This is a genomic window from Methylobacterium sp. GXF4, assembly GCF_000272495.1.
GTDB classification, from domain to species: Bacteria; Pseudomonadota; Alphaproteobacteria; order Rhizobiales; family Beijerinckiaceae; genus Methylobacterium; species Methylobacterium brachiatum.
Genome location: NZ_AKFK01000047.1, coordinates 48,438 through 74,980 on the forward strand (window position 1 = coordinate 48,438; position 26,543 = coordinate 74,980).

The window sequence follows — 26,543 nt, forward strand, 5'->3', positions numbered from 1 at the left end:
CGGCGGGCTAATACGCCTTCAGATAGACGCGCTACGCGGGGTTTCGACGGTGGCGCGACGACCTATCCGGAAACGACCGGAAGGCCGAGGGTGCTGGCGACGGCGGCCATCTTGTCATCGAAGGTCGCCAAGGTTGCCGAAACGCGCCGGCACAGAGCGATGTTGAGGGCGTCGGGCGTCCGGAGCGTGATGTCGAGCCGGCGCAGGAAACCCGCGGCGGCGGCAACATCCCCGGGGCCGAGGTCGATACGCTCGGCCACCGCCTCGCTCCAGCGGTCCAGATCTGCGAAGGCCATCCGGGCATGCGCGACCGCGATCTCGCCGGTTCGCACCCGGCGCCCGAGCGCCGAAGCGAATTCCGCCGCCGCGAAGTCGCTGACGATGGGGACGGGTGCCAAGGTTCTGAAGAGCGCGTCGGCGCGGGCGGTCAAGGGGTCGTCCGTCAGCAGGGCGACCAGAACACTGGCGTCGAGATAGACCCTCACCACTCGTCGTCGCGGAGGGCGCGGACCAGCTGGCCGGCATCCTGCGTGGGCACCTGCATCGGCACACGCCGCTGCGCGAGCCAATCGAGATCTTCGGCGGTGATCGGGCGTCCGGCCCGCCGGATCGGGTTCAGCGTCGCCACCGGTCGCCCGTCGCGCGTGATCACGACGCCCTCCCCCGCGAGCGCGCGGTCGATCAGGTCGGTGAGGTTTCGCTCCGCGTCTTGAACGCTGTGCTCGCTCATACCCGATGATAGGAAGGGCGCCGGCGCCCTGTCCAGCGAGTCACGGCGTCCGCAGCGCCCCGCCCACCAACCAGGCCGGGTCGAACCAGCGGTCGGCCTCACCGTCATAGGGCAGGCGTGTGATGTCCCAGTTCTGGATGTACTTGGCGTAGACGTTCCACACCGCGATGCCGCCGCCGACGAAGATCCGGCGGCCCGGGTAGCGCTTAAGCACCTGCTCCGGATCCTCGTGGCTGCGGATCACGTCGATGGTGCGGTCCTTGAAGGCGAAGTCCGGGACCGAGGCCACGGTCTTCGGCCCGGCGATCAGCACGTGGCCCATGGTGAGCGCGAAGAACCGCGTCACGTCCTCCACGAACAGCGGGTCGGTGTTGCCCTCCCAGGGCAGGTGCCCGTTCAGGCCGAGCTGGCCGCGCAGGCCGATCGCACAGATGCAGCGGACGTCGATCATGAGGGCACCAGATGTGAGAGACGGGAATCATCCGGCCGATCCCACCCATCCCCTCATCCTGAGATGCCCGGCGATCGCAGGTCGCTGGGCCTCGAAGGAGCCCTCCAGAGGCCTCTGCGATCCCTGGAGGCCTCCTTCGAGGCTGCTGCGCAGCACTTCAGGATGAGGGTGGATTGGATGGATTCACCCGGTCGTAAAAGGGCGCTGTCCGTCACTCGGGCGCGCGGAACTGCAGCACCCGGTCGGTGGGGAAATCGTAGAGCTCGCCGGTCTCGGTCCAGTCCGGTGCGGCGAGCCGCACGAAGTGGGGGGCGAGATCCTCGGGGGTCTTGAGGGTCGCGGGATCCTCGCCCGGCATGGCCGAGCGGCGCATGCCGGTGCGCAGCGGCCCCGGGTTGAGCAGCATCGCCCGGATCGCGGTGGTCTCGTTCTCGGCCGCGTAGGTCCGCACCATCGCTTCGAGCGCCGCCTTCGAGACCGAGTACGGTCCCCAATAGGCCCGGCATTTCGAGGCTGCGCCCGACGAGACGAAGATCGCCCGGCCGGCATCGGACATGCGCAGCAGCGGGTCCAGCGAGCGGAGCAGGCGCCAGTTTGCGGTGACGTTGACCTGCATCACCTGGTCCCAGACCTTCGGGGTGATGTGGCCGATCGGCATGAGCGCGCCGAGGATGCCGGCGTTGCCGATCAGGATGTCGAGCCGCTTCCAGCGCTCGTTGATCGCCGCGCCCAGCCGGTCGATGGCGTCGTAATCGGCGAGGTCGAACGGCACGAGCGTGGCGCTGGATCCGGCCGCCCGGATGGAATCGTCCAGCTCCTCCAGGGCGCCGACCGTGCGGGCCACCGCGACCACATGGGCCCCGGCCCCGGCCAAAGCCAAGGCGGCGGCGCGCCCGATGCCGCGGGACGCCCCGGTGACGACCGCGACGCGGCCTTCGAGCTTTCTCTGAGGATCAGCCATGCCCAGGACCTAGCGCATTTCCGCGCCAGGGGGATCCAAAAATTCCGGTTTCAAAAGGTCCGTGACCTTTTGCGGGCTCAGGGCGGAGCCCTGCCAAGACCCAGGGGCGCCGCCCCTGGACCCCGCCAAAGGGCTGAGCCCTTTGGGATCCCCCGCTCAGTCCGCTTCGGCCAGCATCGCGAAGCGCTTCGGGCCGGCGATGGAGAGGTCGGTCAGGCCGGTCGGGTACTCACCCGTGAAGCAATGGTCGGTGTATTGCGGGCAGGCCGCATTGCGCTCCTCCTCGCCCATCGCCCGGTAAAGGCCGGGGATCGACAGGAAGGCCAGCGAGTCGGCGCCGATATATTTGCGCATCGCCTCGAGGTCGTGGGTCGCGGCCAGCAACTTCTCCCGCTCCGGCGTGTCGATCCCGTAGAAGTCCGGGTAGGTGATCGGCGGCGAGGCGATCCGGAAATGCACCTCGGCGGCGCCGGCCTCGCGCATCATCCGGACGATCTTCACCGAGGTCGTGCCGCGCACCAGGCTGTCGTCGACCAGCACGATGCTCTTGCCCTCGATCGCCGCGCGGTTGGCCGAGTGCTTCATCCGCACGCCGAGCTCGCGCACAGACTGGGTCGGCTGGATGAAGGTCCGCCCGACATAGTGGTTGCGGATGATCCCCATCTCGAACGGGATGCCGGTCTCCTGCGCGAAGCCGAGCGCCGCTGGCACGCCGGAATCCGGCACCGGCACGACGACGTCGGCCGCGACGGAGGCCTCGCGGGCCAGTTCCCGGCCGATCGCCTTGCGCACCGCGTAGACGCTCTTGCCGTTCACCACCGAATCCGGCCGGGCGAAGTAGATGTACTCGAAGATGCAGGGCCGCATCGGCACCGCATCGGCGAAGCGGATCGACTCGATCCCCTCCTCGGAGATCACCACGACCTCACCGTTCTCGACGTCGCGGACGTAGCGAGCGCCGATGATGTCGAGGGCACAGGTCTCGGAGGCCAGCATGTAGCGGCCGTCGAGCTCGCCCAGCACCAGCGGGCGGATGCCCAGCGGGTCGCGGGCGCCGATCAGCTTCTTGTTGGTCAGCGCCACGATCGCGTAGGCACCCTGGATCGCCTGCAGGGCGTCGATGAACCGCTCGACGATCCGCGGCTTCCGCGAGCGGGCCGCGAGGTGGAGGATCACCTCGGTGTCGGAGGTCGATTGCGTGATCGCGCCGTCGCGCACGAGGTCGCGGCGGATCGACAAGGCGTTGGTGAGGTTGCCGTTATGGGCGACCGCGAGGCCGCCGCTGGCGAGCTCGGCGAAGAGCGGCTGCACGTTGCGCAGGATCGTCCCGCCGGTGGTCGAGTAGCGCACATGCCCGATGGCGGCGCGACCTTTCAGCCGGGCGATGGTGTCGCCATCCGAGAAGGAATCGCCCACGAGGCCCGGGCGCCGCTCGGAATGGAACACCGAGCCGTCGAAGGACACGATCCCGGCCGCCTCCTGGCCCCGGTGCTGCAGGGCGTGCAGCCCGAGCGCCACGATGGCCGAGGCCTCCGGGTGCCCGAAGATGCCGAAGACGCCGCATTCCTCGCGCAGCGTATCGCCGTCGAGGTCGAAATCGGAGGCGTAAGCGTCGGATTGGGACATGCTGCGATCGATCACTTCACGAGTCCCGGCGGCGACGGGCCGGCGCGCCGGTCGTCGCGGATATCATCCGATCGTCTCCGGAACCGCTATCTAGGCGTTCCACGGAGACCGGCCAACGGCGCGCGCCGCAGGTCAGCGTCGCGTCGGCGTCGGCGCGGTCTCTGTGCGGCGCTGGGGCGCCACATCGGTCTCGGCGGGGGCGTCGGCCGCCTCGTTGGGCGGCGGGCCGGCCTTCGGCTTCTTGAACTGCTTCAGGAAGCCTTCCGGGTTCTCGGGGAGCTGGGCCACCAGGGCGTCGCCGGACTTCTCCAGCATCGGGCGCGTGCGCGCCTGCGCCGCCCAATCCGGCACCTTGCCCTGCACCAGCCAGGACAGGAACACCCAGCCGATCACGCAGATCAGGAAGCCGCGGCCCGCCCCGAACAGGAAGCCCAGCGACCGGTCGACCGCGCCGATGCGCGAGTCGAGCACCACGTCCGAGATCTTCACGGTGATGATCGAGACGATGATCAGCGTGCCGAGGAAGATCGCCGCGATGGAGGCGACCAGCGCCACGGTATCGCTGTTGACGTGCTGCTTCACCAGCGGAAGCAGCATCGGATAGAACGACCAGGCGACGGCGGCGGCGGCCACCCAGGCGATGATCGCCAGCACCTCGCGGGTGACGCCACGCACGGCCGCGAGCAGCGCGGAGACCGCGACGATGCCGAGCACGACGAGATCCAGAACGGTAAACGGCATCTGTGAGCTTTTAGGAACCAGAGGGAATGCCGCGGCGGCCATGCGGCTCCCCGGGACCGGGGCCGAAGTATACCAAGCCGAAACTCGGCCGTCACCCTCAGGCGCGGACTGCGCGTTCGGCCTGTGCCGTCCGTGCATCAGCCCGCGCCGATCGTGAGTGCCGAGAGGGCTTCCACCGGCCCCGTTTACCTCGTTCCGATCGCCGGCCTGTTCGGCGCGGTGCTGATGATCTCGCTGGTGCTGGCGGGCAAGATCGTCTCCGTGGGCGGCCTGACCTTCACGGCGGCGGTGATCGTGTTTCCCGCCTCCTACCTGTTCAGCGACGTGCTGACCGAGGTCTACGGCTATTCCAGCACCCGGGCCGTGGTCTGGACCGGCTTCCTGGCGCAGGCGCTCTGGATCCTGGCCTACGGGATCGCGGCGGCTTTGCCGCCCGCGCCGTTCTGGCCGCACCAGGCGGCGTTCGAGGCCGTGCTCGGCGCCACCCCGCGGCTCGCGCTGGCCGGGCTCGCGGCCTATCTCACCGGCGAGTTCCTGAACGCCTATCTGCTCGCCAAGCTGAAGCTGCGCTTTCGCGGCCGGGGACTGCCCGCGCGGCTCGTCGCCTCGACGCTGGTCGGCCAGGGTATCGATTCGGCCCTGTTCATCGGGCTCGGCTTCGGCGGGCTCTATCCCGCCGCGGATCTCGTCCGCCTCGCGCTCTCGATCTGGGCGCTGAAGGTCGCGTGGGAGATCGTGGCCCTGCCCCTCAGCGTGCCGCTGATCGGCTTCCTGAAGCGCGCCGAAGGCCGCGACGCCTTCGATACAGACACGGATTTCAACCCGTTTCGCTTGCGGGGGTGAGGGATGTTGCGGCATCGAAAGGGTGCTACCTTTGTAGCACTTTCCGGAGGAGCGTGACCATGCCGGCAGCCAAGCGAACGCCTGGCGTGACGAAGAGCGCCAAACCGCCGACTCAAGCGTCACCCACGGCGGTTGTGACCGTTCGGCGCCAAGGCGGAGCCCGCGTGATGACGCTCCCCCCCGCCGTTCTGGCCGCGATCGGAGCCGATACGGGCACCGATCTCACACTCGCCGTACAGGACGGCGCTCTGGTCGCGACACCGGTCGCGAAGCGAAAACGTCGCTATACCCTGGCGGAGCTTCTGGAAGGGGCCGAGCATCTGCCGGCCTTGTACGCGGATACGGCCAAGGCTCTGGAAGGCCCTCCAGTGGGCAATGAGATCGGGTGATGGGCCCACGGCCGAAAGTCCCGAAGCGTGGCGAGATCTACTCGATCAACCCCAACCCGGTCATCGGCCGGGAAATGCGCGATCGACATTACTGGATTGTCCTGACGCCAGAGGCCGTGAACGTTCACGGCACGGCAATCGCCGTGGTGATCTCCACGGTGGCGGCGGGCGCCCGCGCCGCGGGCCTCACAGTCCCCGTCACGGCGGATGGCTTGACCGGCGTGGCGGTCTGCACGCAGGTCCGCAGCTTCGATCTCCGGGCGCGCCTCGCCGATGGCAGTGCGAGCCTCGCCGGTATCGCGGATCCGGACACCGTGGGCGAGATCGCCGCACGGGTTGCCAGTCTCGTCGACCCCTGAGAGCAATGCAGCGAACCGACTCGCCTCACGGGTCCGCATCGTGCATCCGTCCGCGGGGAATCGAGGATCGGGGGCGCTTCGGTGGCGGGTAGGCGATCGGTGACGGAATCCGGAACAGATATCGGCGCCCACGGCGCCCGGCTGACCATCGATCTCGGGGCGATCGCGGAGAATTGGCGGATGCTGGCCGCCCGGGGGACCGATTGCGCCGCCGTGGTGAAGGCCGATGCCTATGGCTGCGGCATCGCGCAGGTCGGGCCGGCCCTCTGGGCCGCCGGGTGCCGGACCTTCTTCGTCGCCCACCTGTCCGAGGGCGTCGCCGCCCGGGGCGCCCTGCCGGAGGCCGCGATCTACATCCTGAACGGCCTGCCGCCCGGCGCCTGCGCGACCTTCGCGGCGCACGACCTGCGCCCGGTGCTCGGCAGCCGCGAAGAGATCGCCGAATGGGCCGCCTTCTCGGGCGGGGGTCGGCCAGCGGCGCTCCATGTCGATACCGGCATGAACCGACTCGGGCTGCCGGTGCCGGAGGCGCTGGAGCTTGCCGGCGATCCGGGCATCGCGGCCGCCGGCATCGACCTGCTGCTCAGCCACTTCGTCAGCGCCGAAAAGCCGGAGGATCCGGTCAATGCCCGGCAGATCGCCGATTTCGCCCGGGTCCGTGCGGCTTATCCGGGCCTGCTTGCCTCGCTCGCCAATTCCTCGGGGGTCTTTCTCGACGGCGCCCGGCACGACCTGCTGCGGCCGGGCTACGCCCTGTTCGGCGGCAATCCGACCCCCGAATCCGCCAACCCGATGCGCCCGGTGGTGCGGCTGGAGGCCCTGATCGCCCAGGTGAGGCATGTCGAGGCCGGAACCAGCGTCGGCTATAACGGCCGCTGGACCGCCGCCGCGCCGAGCCGTCTGGCGACGCTGTCGCTCGGCTATGCCGACGGCTTCCCCCGGTCGATCAGCGGGCGCGGGCAGGCCCTGGTCGGGGGCGTGCCCTGCCCGATCCTGGGCCTCGTCTCCATGGACCTGATCATCCTGGACGTCACCGCGGCCCCCGCGGCCCGGCGCGGCGCCAAAGCCGTGCTGATCGGCGACGAGTTCGACATCGACACGGTCGGCCGCGCCGCCGGGACGATCGGCTACGAGATCCTGACGGGGCTGGGTTCGCGTTATGTTCGAACCTATGTAGGGTGATCCGACCCCTTCTTCGAATGCCGGACCGGCGGCGCGCGGACCCGAATGGCCAAGATCCACCAGACCTTCGTCTGCCAATCCTGCGGGGCGGTCTACAACCGCTGGCGCGGCCGCTGCGAGGCGTGCAACGGCTGGAACACGATCGTCGAGGAGGCGGCCGCCGCGCCCGGCCAGTCCGGCCCGGTAGCGACTCGGCCCTCCCGCGCCCGCGGCCGGGTCTTCCCCCTCGAGGGGCTGACTGGCGAGACCAAGGAGGCGCCGCGCATCCCCTCGGGAATCGGCGAGCTCGACCGGGTCACCGGCGGCGGCTTCGTGCGCGGCTCGGTGATCCTGCTCGGCGGCGATCCCGGCATCGGCAAGTCGACCCTGCTGATGCAGGCCTCCGCCGCCATGGCGGGCACCGGCGAGCGGGTCGCCTACATCTCGGGCGAGGAGGCGGTGGGGCAGGTGCGCCTGCGGGCCGAGCGGCTGGGCTTGAGTTCCCGACCGGTGGATCTCGCCGCCGAGACCAATGTCGAGGACATCATCGAGACCCTGAGCCAGGGCCGGCCGCCGGCCCTGGCGATCATCGATTCGATCCAGACCATGTGGACCGAGACCGTGGAATCGGCCCCCGGCACGGTCACGCAGGTGCGCTCCTCGGCTCAGGCGCTGATCCGCTTCGCCAAGACCACCGGCACGGCGGTGATCCTGGTCGGCCACGTCACCAAGGACGGGCAGATCGCCGGCCCCCGGGTGGTGGAGCACATGGTCGACGCGGTCGCCTCGTTCGAGGGCGACCAGGGCCACCATTTCCGCATCCTGCGCGCGGTGAAGAACCGCTTCGGGCCGACCGACGAGATCGGCGTGTTCGAGATGACCGATGCGGGGCTCGCCGAGGTGCCCAACCCCTCGGCCCTGTTCCTGGCCGGGCGCGACCATCAGGCCGCCGGCACCGCGGTCTTCGCCGGGATGGAGGGGACGCGCCCCCTGCTGGTGGAGATCCAGGCGCTGGTGGCGCCCTCCTCGCTGGGCATGCCCCGGCGCGCCGTGGTCGGCTGGGACCCGAACCGGCTGTCCATGGTGCTGGCCGTGCTGGAGGCCCATGGCGGCATCCGGCTCGGCACCCACGACGTCTATCTGAATGTCGCCGGCGGCCTGCGCATCACCGAGCCGGCGGCGGATCTCGCGGTCGCTGCCGCCCTGGTCTCGTCCCTGTCGGGGGCGGTGCTGCCGCCGGAGACGGTCTATTTCGGCGAGATCGGCCTGTCCGGAGCGATCCGGCCGGTGGCTCAGGCGGGATCCCGGCTGAAGGAGGCCCAGAAGCTCGGCTTCGCCAAGGCGCTGATTCCGCAGGGCCGCGGCGAGGGCGACAAGGCCCTTTCGGTGGAGACCCTGCGGCACATCGCCGATTTGGTCGCCGGGATCAGCGCCGGGGCGCCGCGGAAGGGCTCCGGGCAGCGCGGGCGGGCGCAATCGCGCTACGCCGACGAGGAGATTTAGGCTTGGCTGTCGCTTTGCTCGCGGCGACGGACGACGCAGTTTGAAGCGCGCGGCGGCGTGTGAACGCCGCGACATGCCCCCTCTCCCGTGCGGGAGAGGAGACCCGCGCTTTCCGCCTCCATGGTACGATCGCAACGACGATCGAATCCTGTTGCGCCCGTGGCTCCCAAGGGGGGGAGAACGCGTCGCGCTACCCGCCGGTCACGCTCATGTGCCGGGGCACTGCGGCCGGGCGCTGGCGCTCGATGACGAAGTCGTGGCCCTTGGGCTTACGGGTGATCGCCTCGACCACGGCGGCGGCCAGCACGGCATCGTCAGAAGAGGCGCGCAGTACCGCGCGCAGATCCGCCGAATCCTCCTGGCCGAGGCACAGGTAGAGCTGGCCGGTGCAGGTCAGGCGCACCCGGTTGCAGCTCTCGCAGAAATTGTGGGTCAGCGGCGTGATGAAACCGAGCTTGCCGCCGGTCTCCTCGACCCGGACGTAGCGCGCCGGGCCGCCGGTGCGGTCGGACAACGGTGTCAGCGTGTAGCGGCTCTCCAGGCGCTGCCGCGCCACCGACAGGGGCAGGAACTGGTCGGTGCGGTCGGCCTCGATCTCGCCGAGCGGCATCACCTCGATCAGGGTCATGTCCATGCCGAGCCCGTGGGCCCAGGCGATCATGTCGGGGATCTCGTCGGCGTTGACGTCCCGCAGCGCCACCGCGTTGATCTTGACCTTCATGCCGGCCTTGCGCGCGGCCGCGATGCCGTCGAGCACCACCGGCAGGTCGCCCCGGCGGGTGATCGCCCGGAATTTGCCTGCGTCCAGCGTGTCCAGCGAGACGTTGATCCGGCGCACGCCGAGGCTCGCCAGCTCATCGGCGTAGCGCGTGAGCTGCGTGCCGTTGGTGGTCAGCGTCAGCTCCTCCAGCGCGCCCGAATCGAGGTGGCGCGACAGGCGGCGGAACAGGTGCATGATGTCGCGGCGCACCAGGGGCTCGCCGCCGGTGATCCGGAGCTTGCGCACGCCCCGGGCGATGAACACGCCGCAGAGCCGGTCCAGCTCCTCCAGGGTCAGCAGGTCGCGCTTGGGCAGGAACTGCATGTTGTCCGACATGCAGTAGGCGCAGCGCAGATCGCAGCGATCCGTCACCGAGATGCGCAGATACGAGATCGCCCGCTGGAACGGGTCGATCAGCGGCGCGGGCGACGGCGCGCGGGGCGCCTCGGCCGTAAACCCCTGCGGCGTGCTGGAGATGTCATCGAGCATGATTGAGCATATGATGCCCGATACGGTCGTGGGCAAGCCGACCCCGGGCCGCAACCCCGGAATGCTTGAGGAGTGTGACCTGTGAACGAGGATCTGTGGCCCACCGAGATCCGCCTGTCGGCCGATCGGCGGGTGCTCAACGTCGCCTTCGAGGACGGGTCGCGCTTCGCCCTGCCGGCGGAGTATCTGCGGATATCGAGCCCGTCGGCCGAGGTGCAGGGCCATTCGCCCCTGGAGCGCAAGGTGATCGGCGGCAAGCGCGCCGTGGCGATCCTGGCCGTGGAGCCGATCGGCAATTACGCGATCAAGCTCGGCTTCGACGACATGCACGACACCGGGATCTACGGCTGGGAATACCTGCACACGCTGGGCCGCGAATACGAATCCCGCTGGCAGACCTATCTCTCCGAGCTGGCCGAACGCGGGCTCGACCGCGAGACCGCGCGTTCGGCCCCGGCCAAGCAAGGCGGCGGTTGCGGCTCGGGCTCGTGCGGCTGCCATTGAGGGCGAATGGTCGGAGGCTCGGAAGCTTCCAAGCCAGGACGACTTCTCTCGGCAATGATTCTGACGCACGATGACGGCATGACCGAGCTTCTCGACCGAGCCATCGCGCGCGTACGCACGCTGCCATCCGAAGCTCAGGACGAGCTGGCCAGCGTTCTCCTGCGCCTCGCCGGGGAGGAAGAGCCTGTCTACCGGCTCACCCCGGAGGAGGAGGCGTCTTTCGCGGCCTCACGCGCCCAGGCAGCACGCCGTGATTTCGCGCCCGATGAGCAGATCCGGGCGATCTGGGCGAAGCACGGGCTTTGAGACTGCGCTTTACCGCGGATGCGGCAGCGGAACTCGAGCGCGTGCTATCGGAAATCGCGCAGGCATCGCCTCAAGGGGCGCGACGCGTTCAGGGCCGGATCCAGGCCGTCCTCGATTTCCTGCTGGATCAGCCGAGAAGCGGCCGATTGACGAGCCTTAAAAATCTGCGGCGGATCCCAGTGCGACCCTACCCGTACGTTATTTTTTACGAGGCTTCCGAAGACGAAGTCGTCATCATCGGCATCCGCCATGGTGCCCGTGCCCCCTCCTCGATGCCGGGAGCGTCGTGACGCGCGGGCGGGCAGATCGGGCGTCCGGATCTGACCGGTGATCGCATCTTAATTCTTGGATGTTCGGCGCGTGTCGGACATCCTACCAGCCCCGGAGCCACCATGGCCTTCACCTGCACGATCCCCGCTCTGCCCACGGTCCAGCAGGACGATGCCACGGTCCGGATCACCCGCTGGGACTTCCCGCCCGGGGCGGTGACCGGCTGGCACGAGCATGGCTGGCCGTATTTCGTGGTGATGCTGGTGGCCGGCGTGCTGCGCGTCCATGACGGGGCGGCGGTCAGCGAGACCGCGCTCGCGGCGGGGCAATCCTACATGCGCCCGGCCGGCATCCGGCACGATGTGATGAACGGGTCGGAGCACCCGATCGCGTTCATCGAGATCGAGGTGAAGCGCCCCGACGCGCTGGTCACGCTGCCCGAAGCCTGAACGCAAAAGGGCCGACCTCGCGGCCGGCCCTCGTCAGAAAGTCCCCAAAAGAGTCAGCGCTGGACGACGACCTTCGTGCCGACCTTGGCGCGGGTGTAGAGGTCGGTGACGTCGTCGTTGGTCATGCGGATGCAGCCCGAGGACACGGCGGTGCCGATGGTCTCCGGCTCGTTGGAGCCGTGGATCCGGTAGATCGAGCCGCCGAGATACATGGCGCGGGCGCCGAGCGGGTTCTCGATGCCGCCCTTCATGTAGCGCGGCAGGTCGGGCCGGCGCCGCAGCATGGTCGACGGCGGGCGCCAATCCGGCCATTCGCGCTTCATCGTGATGGTCTGCACGCCGCCCCAGGTGAAGCCCGGGCGGCCGACGCCGACGCCGTAGCGCAGGGCCTGGCCGCCGCCGAGCACGTAGTAAAGCCGCCGCTCGGCGGTGGAGACGACGATCGTGCCGGCGCCGTAGGGGCCGTTATAGGCGACCGTCTCGCGCGGGATCGCCGACATCTGCGGCACGGCCGCGTCGAGCGGGTCGGCGGGGTTGAGCGAGGCGTTGGCCACCGGCACCGCGACGGTCTCGACGGCCTGCGGGCGCACCCGCACGGTGAGCGCATCGTTCAGCGGCTGGCGGGTCAGCGGGTCGATCTCGTAGGCCAGTGCCGGCGCGGCGCAGGCGGCCGCGCCGATGAGCCCTACGAGGGCGGGAAGGAAACGACGCATCAAAGCCTCTCGGGGCAGGCGCGAAATGGGTTGGGAACGCGGCGAATTACCGGGGCACGATGCCGTGCCGATCCTCGCCAAGGGGTAAACGCTCGCGCCCCAAATCCAAGCCGGAAACCGCCACGCTTAGCCGGTTCCGCCCCTCCGTGACGGGATGGCAACACTGTGGCAGCTTAGCCATAACCGCGGGATTGGCCTGGGCGGTCGGGCGTGTCCCGACCTGCCCGGCCGCCGAGACCTCACGCCTCGTCGGCGGCGAGCCAGATGGCCGGTTCCAGCGGCGCCGTGCGGATGAGTGCGGGGGCGGCGGGCAGGCCGCGGATCTGCGCCAGCTCGGCCAGTTCCGGAGCCTGCGCGGTGTCGTCGGCGGTGAGGAACAGGCCCCGGGCGCGGGCGGCGCGGCCGAGATCGGCCCGGCTGGTCCAGACGCTCTGGGCCGGGCTCGCCAGCAGCGCGAGGGCCAGCGGGGCCAGCCACAGGCCGAGCCAGGCATTGCCGGCCCAGACCAGGGCGAAGACGATCAGCGCCCCGACCACCACGGCGTCGGCCTGGAGCCGGAACGCCTCGGCCCAGGAGACCTGCCGGTCGTCGCGATCCTGGGTCTCCCAGCGCACCACCCGGCCCAGGAAGGTCGAGACCACGGCGCCGGCGGTGAACAGGGTGAGCACCGGCCACAGGAACACCCACACGACCTGCTCCAGGGCGGCGCTGGCCAGGAGCGACCGGGCGCCGCCGAAGGAAGCGCGGCGCTCCGGCGAGACCAGGACATGGCCGAGGCTCAGGACCTTGGGCAGGGCCAGCACGGCGAGGCTGAGGACGGCGAGGCCGTGGGCGGCCGCGCCGTGACCGGTCAAGCCGTAGGCGAGCAGGCCGAGATCGCCGGTCCGGGCCGCCTGCCAGGAGGCCAGGCCCAGGAAAGCGATCCAGAGCGGCAGCATGCCGTAGGCCAGGACGCCGACCGCGAGGTGCCAGCGGCTCGCGCCATGCAGCCCGGCCCAGGGCAGCACCCGCAGGTGCTGCAGGTTGCCCTGGCACCAGCGGCGCTCGCGGCCGAGCAGGTCGATCAGGTTCGTGGGCATCTCCTCCCAGGTGCCGCCCATCTCGGGCAGCAGGCGCACCTCCCAGCCGGCGCGGACCATCAGGGCGCCCTCGACGATGTCGTGGCAGAGGATCTCGCCGCCCAGCGGCGCCCGGCCCGGCAGGACCGGAAGCTGCGCGTTCTCGGCGAAGGCCTCGATCCGCAGGATGGCGTTGTGGCCCCAGTAGCTGCCCTCCGGGCCCTGCCAGGTCTCCAGGCAGCGCAACGCCAGGGGCGCGTAGAGGCGCACGGCGAATTGCTGGATGCGGGCGAACAGGGTGTCCCGGCCGGCCGCGTAGGAGACGGTCTGGATCAGGCCGGTGCGGGGGCTCTCGTCCATCAGGCGGACGAGCCGGGTCATGGCGGCGCCGGTCATCAGGCTGTCGGCGTCGAGCACGATCATGTAGGCGTAGTCCGCACCGTAGCTGCGGCAGAACTCGCCGATATTGCCGGCCTTGCGGCCCGTATTCTCGGTCCGGCGCCGGTAGCGGATCCGCGGCAGGGCCGGGTCGGCCTCAGCCCAGGCCTGGATGCGGGCGAATTCGTGCTCCTCCACCGCCGCGATCGCCCCGTCCCGCGTGTCGGACAGGACGAAGATATCGATGCTCTGCGCCTGCGCATCGGCCAGCGAGCGGGCCATCACCCGCAGCCGGGCGAAGACCGCCACCGCGTCCTCGGCATGGATCGCCACCACGGCGGCGGTGCGCCCGCCCCCGGCGGCGGGTCGCAGGGCGGATTCGGACCGGCGCTCCAGCACCGACTTCGCCCGATCGCCCAGGAGGGCGGCCACGAGCCCGTAGACGTATTGGCAGGCGACGAAAGCCTGCCAGCCCATCACCAGGGCGAACAGGATCAGGATGGTCCAGGCTAGGGGGCTGGCGCCGGCCGGGTAGGCACGATCGGCCAGCCATGCGAGACCGCCGGCGGCGGCGAGGCTCGGGATCGCCAGGGCGAGACGCCGGCCCAGCAGGGCCCGGCTGCCGCCGGCCCAGGCCTCGGGTTCGAGCGCCGTGGCCGGACTCGTCACGATCTCGGGATCGGGAGCGCCCGGATGGGCGTTCCGGTGCGGCCGCTCGGCGGAGGAGGTGACCCGTGAGGACATGGCGCGAGGAACTCGACCGTGGAATGCTGCCGGCTGCCTCGCCGCGGGCGGGCGGGAACCGATGAGCGTGGACACCGATATGCGGGGCGAGGACACGCAGCCGACCCGGCCGCACAGGCAGCCGGAGGCCGAACGGATCGATCCCCCCTCCCGGCGCCGCGTTCTCAGAACCGTCCTGACCGCGGCTGCCGGCAGTATTGTACCTAGCGCTATAGATCTGAATGGCGCCCGAACATGGGCCGGGGCGGCGCTTCAGCCGCAGGGCTCGGCGCCCGGGGCCGCGCAGGACGGTGCGATGACCTTCGAGACCCTGTCGGCCGAGGCCGAGCGCCGCGCGTCTGCGCCCTACGCGGCCCCGCCCACCGACCTGCCCCCGGCGCTCGCGGGCCTCGACTACGACGGCTATCGCCACATCGTCTTCCGGCCCGCCGAGAGCCTCCATCTCGGCCGCCATTTCAGCGCGCAGTTGTTCCACCGCGGCTTCCTGCAGCGCAAGCGCGTGGCGCTCTACCTGCAGCCGCGCGGCGGCCCGGCCCGGCCGATCCCCTACGAGAGCCGGCTGTTCGATTTCGGCGGGCGGCTCGCCGGCCAGAGTTTTCCGGCCGATCTCGGCTTCGCGGGCTTCCGCCTGCACTACGCCTTCCCGGAGACGCCGGCCTGGCGGCCCAAGGGCTTCCAGGAGGAGTTTCTGGTGTTCCTCGGCGCCTCCTATTTCCGGTTGCGCGCCGCGGGCCAGGAATACGGGCTCTCGGCCCGGGGCCTCGCCATCGGCACGGGCGCACCGGAGGGGGAGGAGTTTCCCGATTTCACCGCCCATTGGCTGTGCGAGCCCGAGCCGGAGGCGCGCAGCCTCACGGTGCTGTCGCTCCTCGACAGCCCGAGCGTCTCCGGCGCCTACCGGTTCGTGATCACCCCCGGCGACCCGGCCCGGATCGCCGTCACGGCGGCGCTCTATCCCCGCAAGCCGATCCCGCGGCTGGGGCTCGCGCCGCTCACCAGCATGTTCCTGTACGGCCAGAACGGGCCCGGCGCCCGGGACGCCAAGCCGTTCGACGATTTCCGCCCGCAGGTGCACGATTCCGACGGGCTCTGCGTCGCCACCGCGGCCGACCGGCTGTGGCGGCCCCTCATCAACGGCCGCAAGCAGCCGCAGATCTCGGCCTTCGCGGCGAAGCCCCTCGCGGGGTTCGGGCTGCTGCAGCGGGAGCGGAGCTTTGCCGCCTATCTCGACGTCGAGGCGCGCCAGGAGGCCCGGCCGGGCCTGTGGGTCGCGCCGGAGCCGGGCGGCGCCTTCGCGGAGGGCGCCGTGCAGCTCTACGAGATCCCCTCGGCGGAAGAGTACATGGACAACATCGTGGCGGCCTACGTGCCGGCCGCGCCGGTGCAGCCGGGCGCCGCCCTGCACCTCGGCTACACGCTGACCACCGTGGGGGCGGAACCGGCGGAGGCGATCCCGCAACCGGCACTGGCCCGGGTCACCGAAACCCGGTTCGGCTCGGCCGAGCGCCTGCGCCCGACCGACCCGCCGAACCCGGCCCGGCGGCTCTGCGTGATCGATTTCGAGGGGCCGTCCCTGCCGAAGGACGCGGACGAGGCCGTCGCCGCCGAGGTCTCGGCCAGCGCCGGCACGCTCCACGAGCCGGTGGCCAACTTCGTGCCGCAGACCGGCGGCTGGCGCATCTACGTGGAGTGGCGCCCGCCCCAGCCGATGCCGGCGGGGGATATCGTCCTGCGGGCGCGGCTGGTGCGCGGGACGACCCCGTTGAGCGAGACCTGGGACGCGGTGGTGTGACCTACAGCGTTCGCGTATCGGTCCGTTCCGATCGCGACGCGCCCCCTCTCCCGTGCGGGAGAGGGTTGGGGTGAGGGTCAAGACCTATCCGGAGAGGTTACACCCCTCACCCTGTCCCTCTCCCTCCAGGAGAGGGGACCCGCGCCAATCTCGCGAACGATCCGCCGGCGCGGGGCCTAACACCCCTCAGGCGCTGCGCCGCTCGCGCTCCAGGCGCTTGGCCAGGCGGGTGGCGCCGTAGACCTCGCTCAGGCGGCGGCGGGCGGCGTAGACCGGCGGCGCCTGCCGCTCGACATGGGCGGCCGCGATGACGCGCAACGCGGAGTCGACCGAGCGCTCCAGGCGGCGTTCGGCCGAGACGGCGAAATCCTGCTTCGAGTCCAGCATGCGATGATCCCTCGTGCGAGGCCGGGCCCGCCCTCTCGCGGGGCGGTGACCGGCGGCATGGGGCAGCTTCGGCATCCGGCTTGACCGCATCAAGGCAGCTTGGCCGTAAGCCGGGGCGCGGTGTTACCGCAGCTCCTCGTGCCAGGTCCGGCCGTCGCGCTCGATCAGCGCGATGGCGGCGGTCGGCCCCCAGCTCCCGGCCGGATAGGGCCGCGGCGCCTCCGGGCGGTCGGCCCAGGCCTTGAGCACGCCGTCGGCCCAGGCCCAGGCGGCCTCGACCTCGTCGCGGCGCATGAACAGGGTGGCGTTGCCCCGGACCACGTCCATCAGCAGGCGCTCATAGGCATCCGGGTAGCGCTGCTTGAAGGTCTCCTCGAACGAGATGTCGAGGTCGGTCGGGCGCAGGCGCAGGCCGCCGGGGCCCGGATCCTTGGTCATCACCTCGAGCTTCATGCCCTCCTGCGGCTGCAGGCGGATGACGAGGCGGTTGGGCTCGCGCCCGAACGCCTCCTCGGGGAAGATCGAGAAGGGCGAGGCCCGGAACTGGACCACGATCTCGGACAGCTTCTGGGGCAGGCGCTTGCCGGTGCGCAGGTAGAACGGCACCCCGGCCCAGCGCCCGGACTGCACCTCGAGCTTCATCGCCACGAAGGTCTCGGTGCGGCTCTCGTGGCCGAGCTCGGTCAGGTAGCCCTCCACCGGCTTGCCGTCGACGGCGCCCGCCACGTACTGGCCGCGCACGGTCACGGTCTGGATGTCGTGGGCGGTGATCGGCTTGAGGGCGCGCAGCACCTTCAGCTTCTCGTCGCGCACGGAGTTCGCTTCGAGGTTGAGCGGGCTCTCCATGGCGGTGAGGCACAGGAGCTGCAGCATGTGGTTCTGCAGCATGTCGCGCATGGCGCCCGACGTGTCGTAATAGCCGGCCCGGCCCTCGACCCCGACCGTCTCGGCCACGGTGATCTGGACGTGGTCGATCACGTCCGAGGTCCAGAGCCGCTCGAAGATGGTGTTGGCAAACCGCAGGGACAGCAGGTTCTGCACCGTCTCCTTGCCGAGATAGTGGTCGATCCGGAAGATCTGCGATTCGGGGAAGACCTCGCCGACCGCGTCGTTGATGGCGCGGGCCGATTTCAGATCCTTGCCGATCGGCTTCTCCAGAACGACCCGGGACTTTTCGCCGACGAGCCCGTGCGAGGCGAGGTTGCGGCAGATCGAGCCGTAGAGGTCCGGTGAGGTGGCGAGGTAGTAGGGCCGCACCTGGTCGGGCCGCTCGTCGAGCTTGGCGACGAGGTCGGCCCAGCCGCTCTCGCCGGCGCCGTCCACCGCCACGTAATCCACGTGGTCGAGGAATTTGTGGAGCACGTCCTCCGTCAGGTCGGAGGCGGGCACGAAGCGCTTGAGCGCGTCCCGGGCGTGCTCCCGGAACGCGTCGGCCGACAAATCCGAGCGCGAGGCGCCGATGATTCGGCTGGTCTCCGGGATCTGCCCGTCCCGGAACCGGTAGAACAGGGCCGGCAGCAGCTTGCGCGCCGTGAGATCGCCGGTGGCGCCGAACACGACGCAGTCGAACGAGGCAACGGGGATGATCGTGGCCAAAAGAGCGGCTCCCTGGTGTCGTGCGCGGTTGCAGCGCGGCGCGCCGCACTGACCTAACCTGGGTGCAAACGCTTCGCCAGACGAGGGGCGGCCGTCAGCAAGGCCCGCGGCGCATGCCTTTGGTCGAAGGGCTGAACGCCAGCCCGGTCCGAAGCAGGCCCGTCCTTGCGAGCGCAGCGAAGCAACCCAGGGAACCGCTGCGCATAAGAGCGTCACGCGAGGCCGGGATACAGATCGCGCCAATCCGGGTTCATCGCCTCGATCAGGGCGAGCTTCTTCTTCCGGGAGCCGGCCTTGATCTGCTTCTCGCGGGCGATGGCCTCGCTCATCGTCGGGTAGCCCTCGTGCCAGACCAGGAGCTTGCAACCGTAGCGGCGCGTGAAGCCGGGATGGAGGGCTTCGCGGTGCTCGTAGACGCGCCGGGACAGGTCCGCGGTGACGCCGGTATAGAGCGTCCCGTTGCGGCGGCTCGCCATGATGTAGACGGCCGGCGCGCGCATGGGGGCAGTCCCGTCCAGCAGAACGATCGGCCGCGCGGTTCCCTGGGTTGCTTCGCTCCGCTCGCAATGACGGGGGGGCGTCAATATGCGTCGCGTGAGGCGTTTCAGGCCGGCGCTGTCGGCGCGAGCTTGCCTCCGCTGGATTGCGCCACGCTGGTGGATCGGGTTCGGCGCCGGGATTGCCCGGGGGCATTCAGGAAAATCACGGTGGGTTGAGAGCGTCCACCGTCATTGCGAGCGGAGCGAAGCAACCCAGGGAACCGCGCGGCACATGGTTCCGCTCGACGGAACGGATCCGGAGAGATGCGGGTCGAGAGGGGCCCACCTACAGTGACGCTGCCCGGAGCGGAATTTCGGCACAAACCGTCTTCCATCCTTGCTCGAAACATCTTCCCTCGCGAAGAACTGGGTTGCTTCGCTCCGCTCGCAATGACGGTTGCGATCACTCCGCCATGAACCGCTTGAACGCCTCGGAAAAGTCCGGGTGCCAGCGCGACAGGGCCGGCCGGTTCTCGATGATGTCGCCGGCGGCCCAGGCGATGCGTTTCTCGTCCTGCGCCCGGGTGGTCTCGTTGTCGGGGCAGAGGATGTAGAAGTCGCCCGCCTCCAGCCGCTCCAGCATGAAGGTGACCGTCTCCTCCGGCGTCCAGGCGCCGGCGGGCTTCTCGGCGACGCCCCTTGCCTTGGTCAGGCCGGTATAGACGAAGCCCGGGATCAGCAGATGCGCGGTGGTCCGGCAGCCCTCGCGGGTGCGCAGCTCGTGGGCCAGCGCCTCGGTGGCCGCCTTCACGGCCGCCTTCGAGACGTTGTAGGGCGCGTTGCCGGGCGGCGTGGTGATGCCCTGCTTCGAGCCGGTGACGATCACCGCGCCTGGCTTGCCCCCCGCGATCATCCCGGGCGCGAAGGCGTGGATGCCGTTGACCGCGCCCCCCAGATTGGTGGCGAGGATCCGGGTCCAGGTCTCGGCATCGGAGAAGAGCTTGCCGCCGGCCTCGATCCCGGCATTCAGCATCACCACCGCCGGAGGGCCGGCCTTGGCGACATGGGCCGCGAGCGCCTCCACGGCCTCCCGGTCCGAGACGTCGGTGGGTAAAGCCCGGACCTCGACGGCGGCGAGCTCGGCGACCGCGCCGTGGGCCTCCTCGAGGGCCTGGCCGGGCAGGTCGGCGAGCCAGACATTCATGCCGGCCCGCGCGAAGGCTTTCGCCGCGGCGAGCCCGATGCCGCTCGCCGCCCCGGTGACGACCGCGCTGCGGCCTGGACTGATGGCGGGATGCTGGCTCATGGATCGGTCCTCGGCTGGATGGCGTCCCGAAGATGGGGCGCGTCGGGGCCGAAGGCGAGTTGGAACCGACGTGATCGGTCCGCTGCCAGCGCCATTGGCAACTGGGGCGATCGCATAAGGAAATGGTATTCCTCCGGGCGTTGATAACGCCCGCGGCGAACGCTCCCTCGAAGCCCTCGAACCGAGAACCCGGCATGACCCCATCCCCCGGCCTGCCGAGCCGCCGGGCTCTCCTCGCCGGGGCGGCCTGCGCCGGCCTCGCCACGGCTGCCAGGGCTGCGGCTTCCGGCTTCGGGCCCCTCGGCAAGCCGTCCTGGTCGGCCGACAGCCTCCAGGCCACTGCGGCCGCCAAGGGGCTGCTCTACGGCTGCGAGGTGCCGTTCCACCGCTTCGACGCGACGCCGGCCTACCGGCAGGCCGTGGCCCGGGAATGCGGGATCCTGGTCTGCGGCACCGAGATGAAGATGGAGGAGGTGCTGCCGTCCCCCGGCCGCACCGATTTCGCCCGCGGCGACGCGATCCTGCGCTTCGCGCGGGCCAACGGCCAGCAGATGCGCGGGCACACGCTGGTCTGGCACGCCGCCCTGCCGCCCTGGGTCGCGCCGCTGCTCGGCCGGGCGAGCCCGGTCCAGGCCGAGGATTTCATGCGTCGCTGGATCGAGACCGTGGCCGGCCATTACCGCGGGCAGATCGTCGCCTGGGACGTGGTCAACGAGATTTTGGGCAACGAGGCCGATCCCGACCGGGGCGGAGGTTTGCGCGATTCGCCCTGGCTCGCCGCGATGGGGCCGGGCTACGTCGACCGCGCCTTCCGGATCCTGCACGAGACCGACCCGGCGGCCGCCGGCACCTGGAACGAGGACGCGGTCGAGCAGGGTGCCCCCTGGATGGAGGCCAAGCGCACCAAGGTGCTGCGCCAGCTCGAGGCCATGCGGTCGCGCGGCGTCCCGATCCGGCGGTTCGGGCTGCAATCGCACCTGACCAGCACGGTGCCGATCGACCAGGGCCAGCTCCGGCGCTTCCTGCACGAGATCGGCCAGATGGGTCTGGGGATCGCGGTCACGGAGCTCGACATCGACGACCGGGCCTTCCCGTCCGACGTGCCGACCCGCGACCGGATGGTGGCCGATTTCGCCCGCCGCTACCTCGACGTTGTCCTGGCCGAGCCCGCCCTGCTGGACGTGCTCACCTGGGACATCTACGACCCCGACACTTGGCTGAACGATCACGTCTACCGCAAGCGGCCGGACGGGCTGCCCCAGCGGGCGCTGCCGCTCGACGCGCAGTTCCGGCGCAAGCCGCTCTGGCACGCGATGCAGGCCTGCTTCCGGGCGGCGCCGGACCATACGGCCGCGCGCGAAAGACTCAGGCGGGGGTGATGCCGGTTCGACCTTGTCGCTCTTCAGAAGCCAGTGGACCACTCGGCGGCGCCGGACGAGGCGCGGGTCCCCTCTCCCGTGCGGGAGAGGGACAGGGTGAGGGGCGTGCCCTTTCCGGAAGACCCTGGTCCCTCACCCCAACCCTCTCCCGCTCGGGAGAGGGGGCCGTGTCGCGCTCCGCATGGGATCGTGTGAGCGCCCCACGGTCCCGAGAACGGGCTCCGGCGGGCGGTCCGCCAGCAGCCGGCGGCGCAGGCGGGCGCAGGGGCGCTCGACCAGCCCGTACATCCCCCAGCACCAGAGCAGGGTCAGCGGGAAAGCCGCCAGCATCAGCGTCAGCCCGTGCAGGCCCGGCGCCAGGTGCAGCACCAAAGCCGCCACGGCCATGTGGGCCAGGTAGAAGCTGTAGGACCAGAGGCCGAGCTGGCGCATCGGCCGGGCGGAGAGCCACCGCACCGCCCAGCCCTCCCCGTGCAGCAGATAGGCGAAGGGCACGAACAGGGCCGCGCTCTGGAGCGTGTAGCGCAGGGTCTCGCGGAAGGCGGGATCGCGCACCGCCAGGGTCAGCAGGATCACCGCGAGGCTCGCGGCGACAGGCCAGAGCGTCGGGCGCCAGGCCCGGTCGGCCGGGATCACCGGGTTGTTCCACAGGCCGAGGCAGCAGCCGAACAGGATCGCGTCGATGCGGGTGTGGGTCCAGGAGTAGTTCAGGCTGTAATCGGGAAGCCGCCAGACGTTGACGCAGCGGATCGCCAGCACCGCCGCGCAGATCCCCAGGCAGGCCAGCGCCGCCCGGCGCGGCTGCAAGCGCCCCAGCCACAGGAGGTAGGCCAGGGGGAAGACCAGGTAGAAATGCTCCTCGATGGCGAGGCTCCACAGCGGCACTGGCAGCACCGCCTCTGTGCCGAACAGGCCGGGATAGTTGGTTAGGAACAGGATCTGGCCGAGGACGGCCGCCGGCTCGACCCGCATCCAGTCGAGCAGCCCCGCCGCGTAGAGCGCCCCGGTGGCCGCGAGCGTCAGGTAGAGCGGGGGCAGGATCCGGAGGCTGCGCCGCAGGTAGAAGGCGGCGAGCGAGACCGTGCCGGTGCGCCCGCGCTCGATCCGCAGCAGCGTCGTGATCAGGTAGCCGCTGAGGAAGAAGAACACCGTGACGCCGAAGCCGCCCGGCACCAGGTGGCTGTAGCCGCAATGGGCCGCGAACACGATCAGGATGGCGAGCGCCCGCACCCCGTCGAGTTGGGGCAGGTACGGCATCGCACTCGGGACGTCCCCGGTGCGCTGGGATCCGGAATCCGGCATGGCGGCGGCTGATCGTCCTTCACGGCACGGCCCCGCAGGGTGCGCCCTTTCCGCGCCAACCGATATCGGCGGACGGCTCCGGGCGCAGCGCCCCTCGCCGGATGGTGAATACCGGTCCCGGCCAGCGCGATCCATTGGAGGAGATTGGTAACCGTACCGCCCCATCATCCCGCACGACCGCGCCGCCCCGGGCGCCGTCGGGAGTGTTGCGTATGGTCCCGGCCCGTTTCCGCCTGTCCGCCCGCCTCGGCGCGGGTCTCTCGGTGCTGGCGCTGCTCGGCGGCCCCGTCGGCGCGCTGGCGCAGGGGGCTCCGGCAGCGCCGGCCGGACCCGCAACTGCGCCGGCCCCGCCGCTCGCCGTCCCGGTGGCGGTGCCGCCGGCCCCCGATCCGTCGAAGAATGCCGAGCCCAAGCCCCAGGATTCGGCGAAGAATCCCGAGCCCCGTCCGATTGAGGCGAAGAGTTCCGAGGCCAAGCCGCCGGAAACGCCGAAGAAATCGCGGGAGCCGGCCCCCCTGGTCTACGCCAAGGTCTCCACCGACCCGACCCCGACGCTCACCGCCCGCACCTTCCTGGATACGCTCAAGGTCGCCGACCGCTACGCCGCCTTCGCGGAGGCCGGCGGCTGGGAGCGGCTGCCCGACGACCTCATCCGCCTGAAGCCCGGGGAGCGCAGCCCGGCGATCCCGTCGCTGCGCCACCACCTGACGCTGACCGGCGACCTGCCGGTGGACGCGCCGCCCAGCGACCGGCTCGACCCGCCGCTCATCGCCGCGATCGCGGCGTTCCAGGCGCGCCACGGCCTGCCCGACAGCGGCATCCTGGGCCGGCTCACGATCAACGCCCTGAACGTGCCGGCCGCCACCCGCCAGCGCCAGCTCGCGGCTTCCGCTTCCCGGCTCATGGGCTCGAAATTCCCGTTCGGCGAGCGCTACGTCGTGGTCAACATCCCCTCGGCGAATGTCGAGGCGGTGGAGAACGGCGCGGTGGCGCGCCGCTACGTCGCGGTGGTCGGCTCCCCCGACAAGGCGACACCCACGGTGGAGACCCGGATCACCGACATCAACTTCAACCCGACCTGGACCGTGCCGGCCTCCGTGGTGAAGAACGAGATCATCCCGCAGATGCGCAAGAACCCGGGCTACCTCGCCCGGAACCACATCCGCATCCTCGGCCCCAGCGGCGAGGTCGACCCGACCAAGATCGACTGGGCGGGCAACAAGGCCGCGGCCTACACGCTGCGCCAGGATTCCGGCTTCGACAATTCGCTCGGCCAGGTGCGGATCGACATGCCGAACCGCTTTGCCGTCTACATGCACGACACCCCGGCCAAGTCCCTGTTCGCCGCCGCCGTGCGCTTCCACAGCCACGGCTGCGTCCGGGTCGGCCAGGTCAAGGAGCTGGTCGGCTGGCTGCTGCAGGGCACCGACGGCCCGAACGGGCCCGGCACGAGCTGGGGCCCGATCGAGATCGAGACCGGCATCGCCGACGGCGAGCGCCGCGACATCAAGCTGGTCAAGCCGGTGCCGGTGACCTTCGTGTACCTCACCGGCTACGCCACCCCGGACGGGAAGGCGCATTTCCGCGACGACATTTACAACCTCGACACGCCGCCCCCGGCACCGGAGCCCGCCGCCACCGGGGCGATCCCCCCGGCCGGCGCCGCGCAGCCCGCGGCGATGCCCAAGCCCGCGGCGGTCAAGCCGGCCGCACCCAAGCCGGCCGCGGCGAAGCCCGCTCCTGCCAAGCCGGCGGCCAGCAAGGTAACGGCGGTGAAGCCGGCACTGGAGGGCCTGAACCCGGACGCGTCCCAGCCGCCGCGCTGAACCCGGGCCTGCCGACGGCTTGATCGGTCCGGCGGGGCGTGATCCTCAAACTAAGGCTTCGAACGCCGCCTCGAGCCGACGCGTGAAGATCCCCGGGTCGAAGACAGCGGGGCCTGACCGCAAAATTTCATCGAGGCGCGCGCGCACTTGTTCGAGGGTCGCAGGATCTCTCGCGAGTTGCAGAGCCTGACGTTCGTAGGCGTCCAGGCTATCCGTGACGAGTTCGGGAAGGCCGAGCGCCGTCAGAAGACTTCCAGCCATGCGGCTCGCATAAGCGCGCCCGGAGCACGTCATCAACGGCAACCCCATCCAGAGGGCGTCGCTTGCCGTCGTTCCGGCATTGAAGGGGAACGTGTCGAGGAAGAGGTCGGCCAGCGGCAGACGGGCGAGGTACGCCTCGTAGGACACGCGCTGCGCGAAGACGAGGCGCTGCGGATCGACGCCGTGACGTCCGGCCTCTCGCCGCAGGTTGCCCCGAGCCGGCTCGTTGTCGGCCAAGAGCCAGAGCACACTGCCGGGCATAGCCTGCAAGAGACGCATCCAGATCGCGAAGATGGTCGGCACGATCTTGTAGCTGTTGCTGAACGAGCAGAACACGAACCCGGCCTCGGGAAGCCCCTCTGTCGAACGCGCCGGCAGTGCCGACCTTGGCGGCCGGCGGCTGTTGACCTGGAAGCAGCCGGGCTGCACGATGATCGTCTCCGAGAAGCCGCCCTGAAGCTTGCCTTCGTTCGCCAGGAAGGCGTCTCCCACCGTGAAGTCGATCCAATCGGCGCCGGTCGGACCGGGAAATCCGAGGTAGTTGCCCTGGACCCGGGCCGGACGCGAGGCCAGGATGCCGGGCCGGCTCAGGGTGGTGAAACCCGCTAGATCGACGGCGATGTCGGCGGGCCACGCGCGCAGGAAGCCGGCCGCTTCGGCATCCGACCACCCATGAGCATCGACAAATTGGTCGGCGGCCTCGGCGATCCGCGTGCGCAAGTGACTGCCGTCGTCCGGGCCATACGACAGGGCGACGATCTCAAATCGCTCGCGATCGTGCAGCGCCAGCACATCGACCATGAGGGCCGCGACGGGATGAGCCCGGAAGTCGGGCGACAGGTAGGCCAGCCGGATGCGGCCGGGATGCCTGGGACCGGACGCGCGGGCCGCCTGCAGGGCTAGCGGCGCGGCGTAATCACGGCCGCGCTTCAATTGGACGCCGGGATCGTCGGTCAGGGCAAGGACCGGGAAGGGCGACGGCGGATCGCGGCGCCGCCACGGGCCCACATCGAGCGAAAGCATCTTTCGGTCTGTCGCGAAGGCACGCCAGTCGCACAGGATCTGGCGCAGGTGCGAACGCATCGCGAGCACTTGGCCGTGCCCGGGATCGAGGTTCGCCGCCGCGTCGAGGCTCTCTAAAGCGCCGAGGAGGTCGCCGGCCTTCCGCAAGGCGAAGGCGAGGTGGAGATGCGCCTGCGCTGAGGCGGGATCGAGGGCAATCGCCTCCCGGAAACATCGGGTCGCATTCTCCACGCGCTCCAGATCGAGATAAGCGAGGCCGAGATTGTTGACGGTGCCGGCGTCGTGCTTGAGGGCCCTGGAATGTTCGAAGCACGCCACCGCCTCAGGCAGGCGACGGAGCGCGCGATAGGCGACCCCGAGATTGTTGTGCGTCGAGGCTGATAGCGGATCGAGTTCAAGCGACCGTTCGAGAGCCACCGCCGCCTCGGCGGGCCGCCCGAGGGTGTTCAGGACCACGCCCAGGTTGTTGTGAATCTCAGCATCCTGAGGGGTTGTTTGGGCCGCCTTGTTCAGCAGCGGCAGGGCTTCTGCGCTGTCGCCTCTCTGATGCAGGAGCGTTCCCAGCAAATGCAGGGCACCCGGATGGTCCGGCTCCGCCAGCAGGAAAGCACGATACAACCTTTCGGCCTTGTTGAGTTGTCCCTTTTGGTGCGCAATAACAGCATCTCGAGCTAAAGACTCGTGTCGATGGCGTATTTTTCCCATCTGTATTCTCAAATCTATCTCAAAATTAACATAAAATCGGAATGCAATGCGG

Annotated in this window: 27 protein-coding genes; 12 read left to right on the plus strand and 15 right to left on the minus strand. The window is 70.2% G+C overall.

What is annotated here, in order from left to right; all coding sequences use genetic code 11:
* Window positions 1-62: 62 nt before the first annotated feature.
* The 6 genes from WYO_RS06065 to WYO_RS06090 all read right to left on the minus strand — a co-directional run bounded on the left by WYO_RS06065 (window position 63) and on the right by WYO_RS06090 (window position 4,509).
* Entirely contained in the window at window positions 63-488 is a 426-nt protein-coding gene (locus WYO_RS06065; RefSeq protein ID WP_348270288.1) for a type II toxin-antitoxin system VapC family toxin, read from the minus strand.
* Complete coding sequence (locus WYO_RS06070; RefSeq protein ID WP_007560276.1) at window positions 482-730, minus strand: type II toxin-antitoxin system prevent-host-death family antitoxin; 249 nt, start codon at window positions 728-730, stop codon at window positions 482-484. The genes WYO_RS06065 and WYO_RS06070 overlap by 7 nt, the downstream gene beginning before the upstream one ends.
* 40 nt (window positions 731-770) lie before the next feature.
* Complete coding sequence (locus tag WYO_RS06075; RefSeq protein ID WP_007560278.1) at window positions 771-1,181, minus strand: dihydrofolate reductase; 411 nt, start codon at window positions 1,179-1,181, stop codon at window positions 771-773.
* A gap of 211 nt (window positions 1,182-1,392) precedes the next feature.
* Window positions 1,393-2,142: an SDR family NAD(P)-dependent oxidoreductase gene (locus WYO_RS06080; RefSeq protein WP_007560280.1), complete on the minus strand. Its 750-nt coding sequence runs from the start codon at window positions 2,140-2,142 to the stop codon at window positions 1,393-1,395.
* A 156-nt stretch (window positions 2,143-2,298) separates the two neighbouring features.
* Window positions 2,299-3,768: an amidophosphoribosyltransferase gene (gene purF, locus WYO_RS06085; protein ID WP_007560282.1), complete on the minus strand. Its 1,470-nt coding sequence runs from the start codon at window positions 3,766-3,768 to the stop codon at window positions 2,299-2,301.
* 132 nt (window positions 3,769-3,900) lie between these two features.
* The gene (locus tag WYO_RS06090) at window positions 3,901-4,509 is read right to left on the minus strand and encodes a CvpA family protein (RefSeq protein WP_039902383.1); all 609 of its coding nucleotides are present in this window, start codon (window positions 4,507-4,509) and stop codon (window positions 3,901-3,903) included.
* 153 nt (window positions 4,510-4,662) lie between these two features.
* On the opposite strand from WYO_RS06090, the gene WYO_RS06095 reads away from it, so the two are divergent.
* The 5 genes from WYO_RS06095 (at window position 4,663) to radA (ending at window position 8,764) form a co-directional block, all read left to right on the plus strand.
* On the plus strand, window positions 4,663-5,352 hold the full coding sequence (locus WYO_RS06095) for a queuosine precursor transporter (protein ID WP_039902410.1): 690 nt from the start codon (window positions 4,663-4,665) through the stop codon (window positions 5,350-5,352).
* A 167-nt stretch (window positions 5,353-5,519) separates the two neighbouring features.
* The gene (locus WYO_RS06100) at window positions 5,520-5,741 is read left to right on the plus strand and encodes a hypothetical protein (RefSeq protein WP_007560288.1); all 222 of its coding nucleotides are present in this window, start codon (window positions 5,520-5,522) and stop codon (window positions 5,739-5,741) included.
* Window positions 5,741-6,100 carry a type II toxin-antitoxin system PemK/MazF family toxin gene (locus WYO_RS06105; RefSeq protein ID WP_007560290.1) on the plus strand — a complete coding sequence of 120 codons (360 nt, stop codon included), beginning with the start codon at window positions 5,741-5,743 and terminating at the stop codon, window positions 6,098-6,100. The genes WYO_RS06100 and WYO_RS06105 overlap by 1 nt, the downstream gene beginning before the upstream one ends.
* Before the next feature lie 99 nt (window positions 6,101-6,199).
* Window positions 6,200-7,282, plus strand: a complete 1,083-nt coding sequence (gene alr, locus WYO_RS06110) for an alanine racemase (protein WP_007560292.1) — start codon at window positions 6,200-6,202, stop codon at window positions 7,280-7,282.
* Between the two features lie 45 nt (window positions 7,283-7,327).
* Window positions 7,328-8,764 carry a DNA repair protein RadA gene (gene radA, locus WYO_RS06115; RefSeq protein ID WP_007560295.1) on the plus strand — a complete coding sequence of 479 codons (1,437 nt, stop codon included), beginning with the start codon at window positions 7,328-7,330 and terminating at the stop codon, window positions 8,762-8,764.
* A 190-nt stretch (window positions 8,765-8,954) separates the two neighbouring features.
* Here the strand turns inward: radA and moaA are convergent, their stop codons facing one another.
* Window positions 8,955-10,013 carry a GTP 3',8-cyclase MoaA gene (moaA, locus tag WYO_RS06120; RefSeq protein WP_007560298.1) on the minus strand — a complete coding sequence of 353 codons (1,059 nt, stop codon included), beginning with the start codon at window positions 10,011-10,013 and terminating at the stop codon, window positions 8,955-8,957.
* Between the two features lie 81 nt (window positions 10,014-10,094).
* Here moaA and WYO_RS06125 point away from each other — a divergent pair, with 81 nt between their 5' ends.
* The 4 genes from WYO_RS06125 to WYO_RS06135 all read left to right on the plus strand — a co-directional run bounded on the left by WYO_RS06125 (window position 10,095) and on the right by WYO_RS06135 (window position 11,542).
* The gene (locus tag WYO_RS06125) at window positions 10,095-10,517 is read left to right on the plus strand and encodes a DUF971 domain-containing protein (protein ID WP_007560300.1); all 423 of its coding nucleotides are present in this window, start codon (window positions 10,095-10,097) and stop codon (window positions 10,515-10,517) included.
* Window positions 10,518-10,595: 78 nt separating this feature from the next.
* Window positions 10,596-10,823 (plus strand): hypothetical protein, encoded by a 228-nt coding sequence (locus WYO_RS06130; protein WP_039902415.1) that lies wholly within the window; start codon window positions 10,596-10,598, stop codon window positions 10,821-10,823.
* A 41-nt stretch (window positions 10,824-10,864) separates the two neighbouring features.
* Window positions 10,865-11,113 (plus strand): type II toxin-antitoxin system RelE/ParE family toxin, encoded by a 249-nt coding sequence (locus WYO_RS29730; protein ID WP_244424091.1) that lies wholly within the window; start codon window positions 10,865-10,867, stop codon window positions 11,111-11,113.
* 102 nt (window positions 11,114-11,215) lie between these two features.
* Window positions 11,216-11,542 (plus strand): cupin domain-containing protein, encoded by a 327-nt coding sequence (locus tag WYO_RS06135; protein ID WP_007560307.1) that lies wholly within the window; start codon window positions 11,216-11,218, stop codon window positions 11,540-11,542.
* A gap of 53 nt (window positions 11,543-11,595) precedes the next feature.
* Here the strand turns inward: WYO_RS06135 and WYO_RS06140 are convergent, their stop codons facing one another.
* Window positions 11,596-12,255 (minus strand): L,D-transpeptidase, encoded by a 660-nt coding sequence (locus WYO_RS06140; protein WP_007560308.1) that lies wholly within the window; start codon window positions 12,253-12,255, stop codon window positions 11,596-11,598.
* Window positions 12,256-12,494: 239 nt separating this feature from the next.
* Window positions 12,495-14,435: a glucans biosynthesis glucosyltransferase MdoH gene (gene mdoH, locus WYO_RS06145; protein ID WP_007560310.1), complete on the minus strand. Its 1,941-nt coding sequence runs from the start codon at window positions 14,433-14,435 to the stop codon at window positions 12,495-12,497.
* 295 nt (window positions 14,436-14,730) lie between these two features.
* Between mdoH and WYO_RS06150 the strand changes: the two genes are divergently transcribed.
* Window positions 14,731-16,227 carry a glucan biosynthesis protein gene (locus WYO_RS06150; RefSeq protein WP_007560312.1) on the plus strand — a complete coding sequence of 499 codons (1,497 nt, stop codon included), beginning with the start codon at window positions 14,731-14,733 and terminating at the stop codon, window positions 16,225-16,227.
* A 186-nt stretch (window positions 16,228-16,413) separates the two neighbouring features.
* On the opposite strand, the gene WYO_RS06155 is transcribed toward WYO_RS06150, so the two are convergent.
* The 4 genes from WYO_RS06155 to WYO_RS06170 form a co-directional block, all read right to left on the minus strand.
* Complete coding sequence (locus WYO_RS06155) at window positions 16,414-16,614, minus strand: hypothetical protein (RefSeq protein WP_007560314.1); 201 nt, start codon at window positions 16,612-16,614, stop codon at window positions 16,414-16,416.
* Window positions 16,615-16,737: 123 nt separating this feature from the next.
* On the minus strand, window positions 16,738-18,210 hold the full coding sequence (zwf, locus tag WYO_RS06160; RefSeq protein WP_007560316.1) for a glucose-6-phosphate dehydrogenase: 1,473 nt from the start codon (window positions 18,208-18,210) through the stop codon (window positions 16,738-16,740).
* 212 nt (window positions 18,211-18,422) lie between these two features.
* The gene (locus tag WYO_RS06165; protein ID WP_007560318.1) at window positions 18,423-18,710 is read right to left on the minus strand and encodes a GIY-YIG nuclease family protein; all 288 of its coding nucleotides are present in this window, start codon (window positions 18,708-18,710) and stop codon (window positions 18,423-18,425) included.
* A gap of 442 nt (window positions 18,711-19,152) precedes the next feature.
* Entirely contained in the window at window positions 19,153-19,995 is an 843-nt protein-coding gene (locus tag WYO_RS06170) for an SDR family NAD(P)-dependent oxidoreductase (protein WP_007560320.1), read from the minus strand.
* Between the two features lie 194 nt (window positions 19,996-20,189).
* Here WYO_RS06170 and WYO_RS06175 point away from each other — a divergent pair, with 194 nt between their 5' ends.
* Complete coding sequence (locus WYO_RS06175) at window positions 20,190-21,374, plus strand: endo-1,4-beta-xylanase (RefSeq protein ID WP_007560321.1); 1,185 nt, start codon at window positions 20,190-20,192, stop codon at window positions 21,372-21,374.
* Window positions 21,375-21,506: 132 nt separating this feature from the next.
* On the opposite strand, the gene WYO_RS06180 is transcribed toward WYO_RS06175, so the two are convergent.
* Entirely contained in the window at window positions 21,507-22,631 is a 1,125-nt protein-coding gene (locus WYO_RS06180) for an acyltransferase (RefSeq protein ID WP_244424088.1), read from the minus strand.
* Between the two features lie 257 nt (window positions 22,632-22,888).
* Between WYO_RS06180 and WYO_RS06185 the strand changes: the two genes are divergently transcribed.
* Window positions 22,889-24,502 carry a L,D-transpeptidase family protein gene (locus WYO_RS06185; RefSeq protein ID WP_007560326.1) on the plus strand — a complete coding sequence of 538 codons (1,614 nt, stop codon included), beginning with the start codon at window positions 22,889-22,891 and terminating at the stop codon, window positions 24,500-24,502.
* A gap of 45 nt (window positions 24,503-24,547) precedes the next feature.
* Here WYO_RS06185 and WYO_RS06190 read toward each other — a convergent pair whose 3' ends face one another.
* A complete protein-coding gene (locus WYO_RS06190) occupies window positions 24,548-26,491 on the minus strand; it encodes a tetratricopeptide repeat protein (RefSeq protein WP_081496938.1) in 1,944 nt (647 codons plus the stop codon).
* Window positions 26,492-26,543 lie beyond the last annotated feature (52 nt).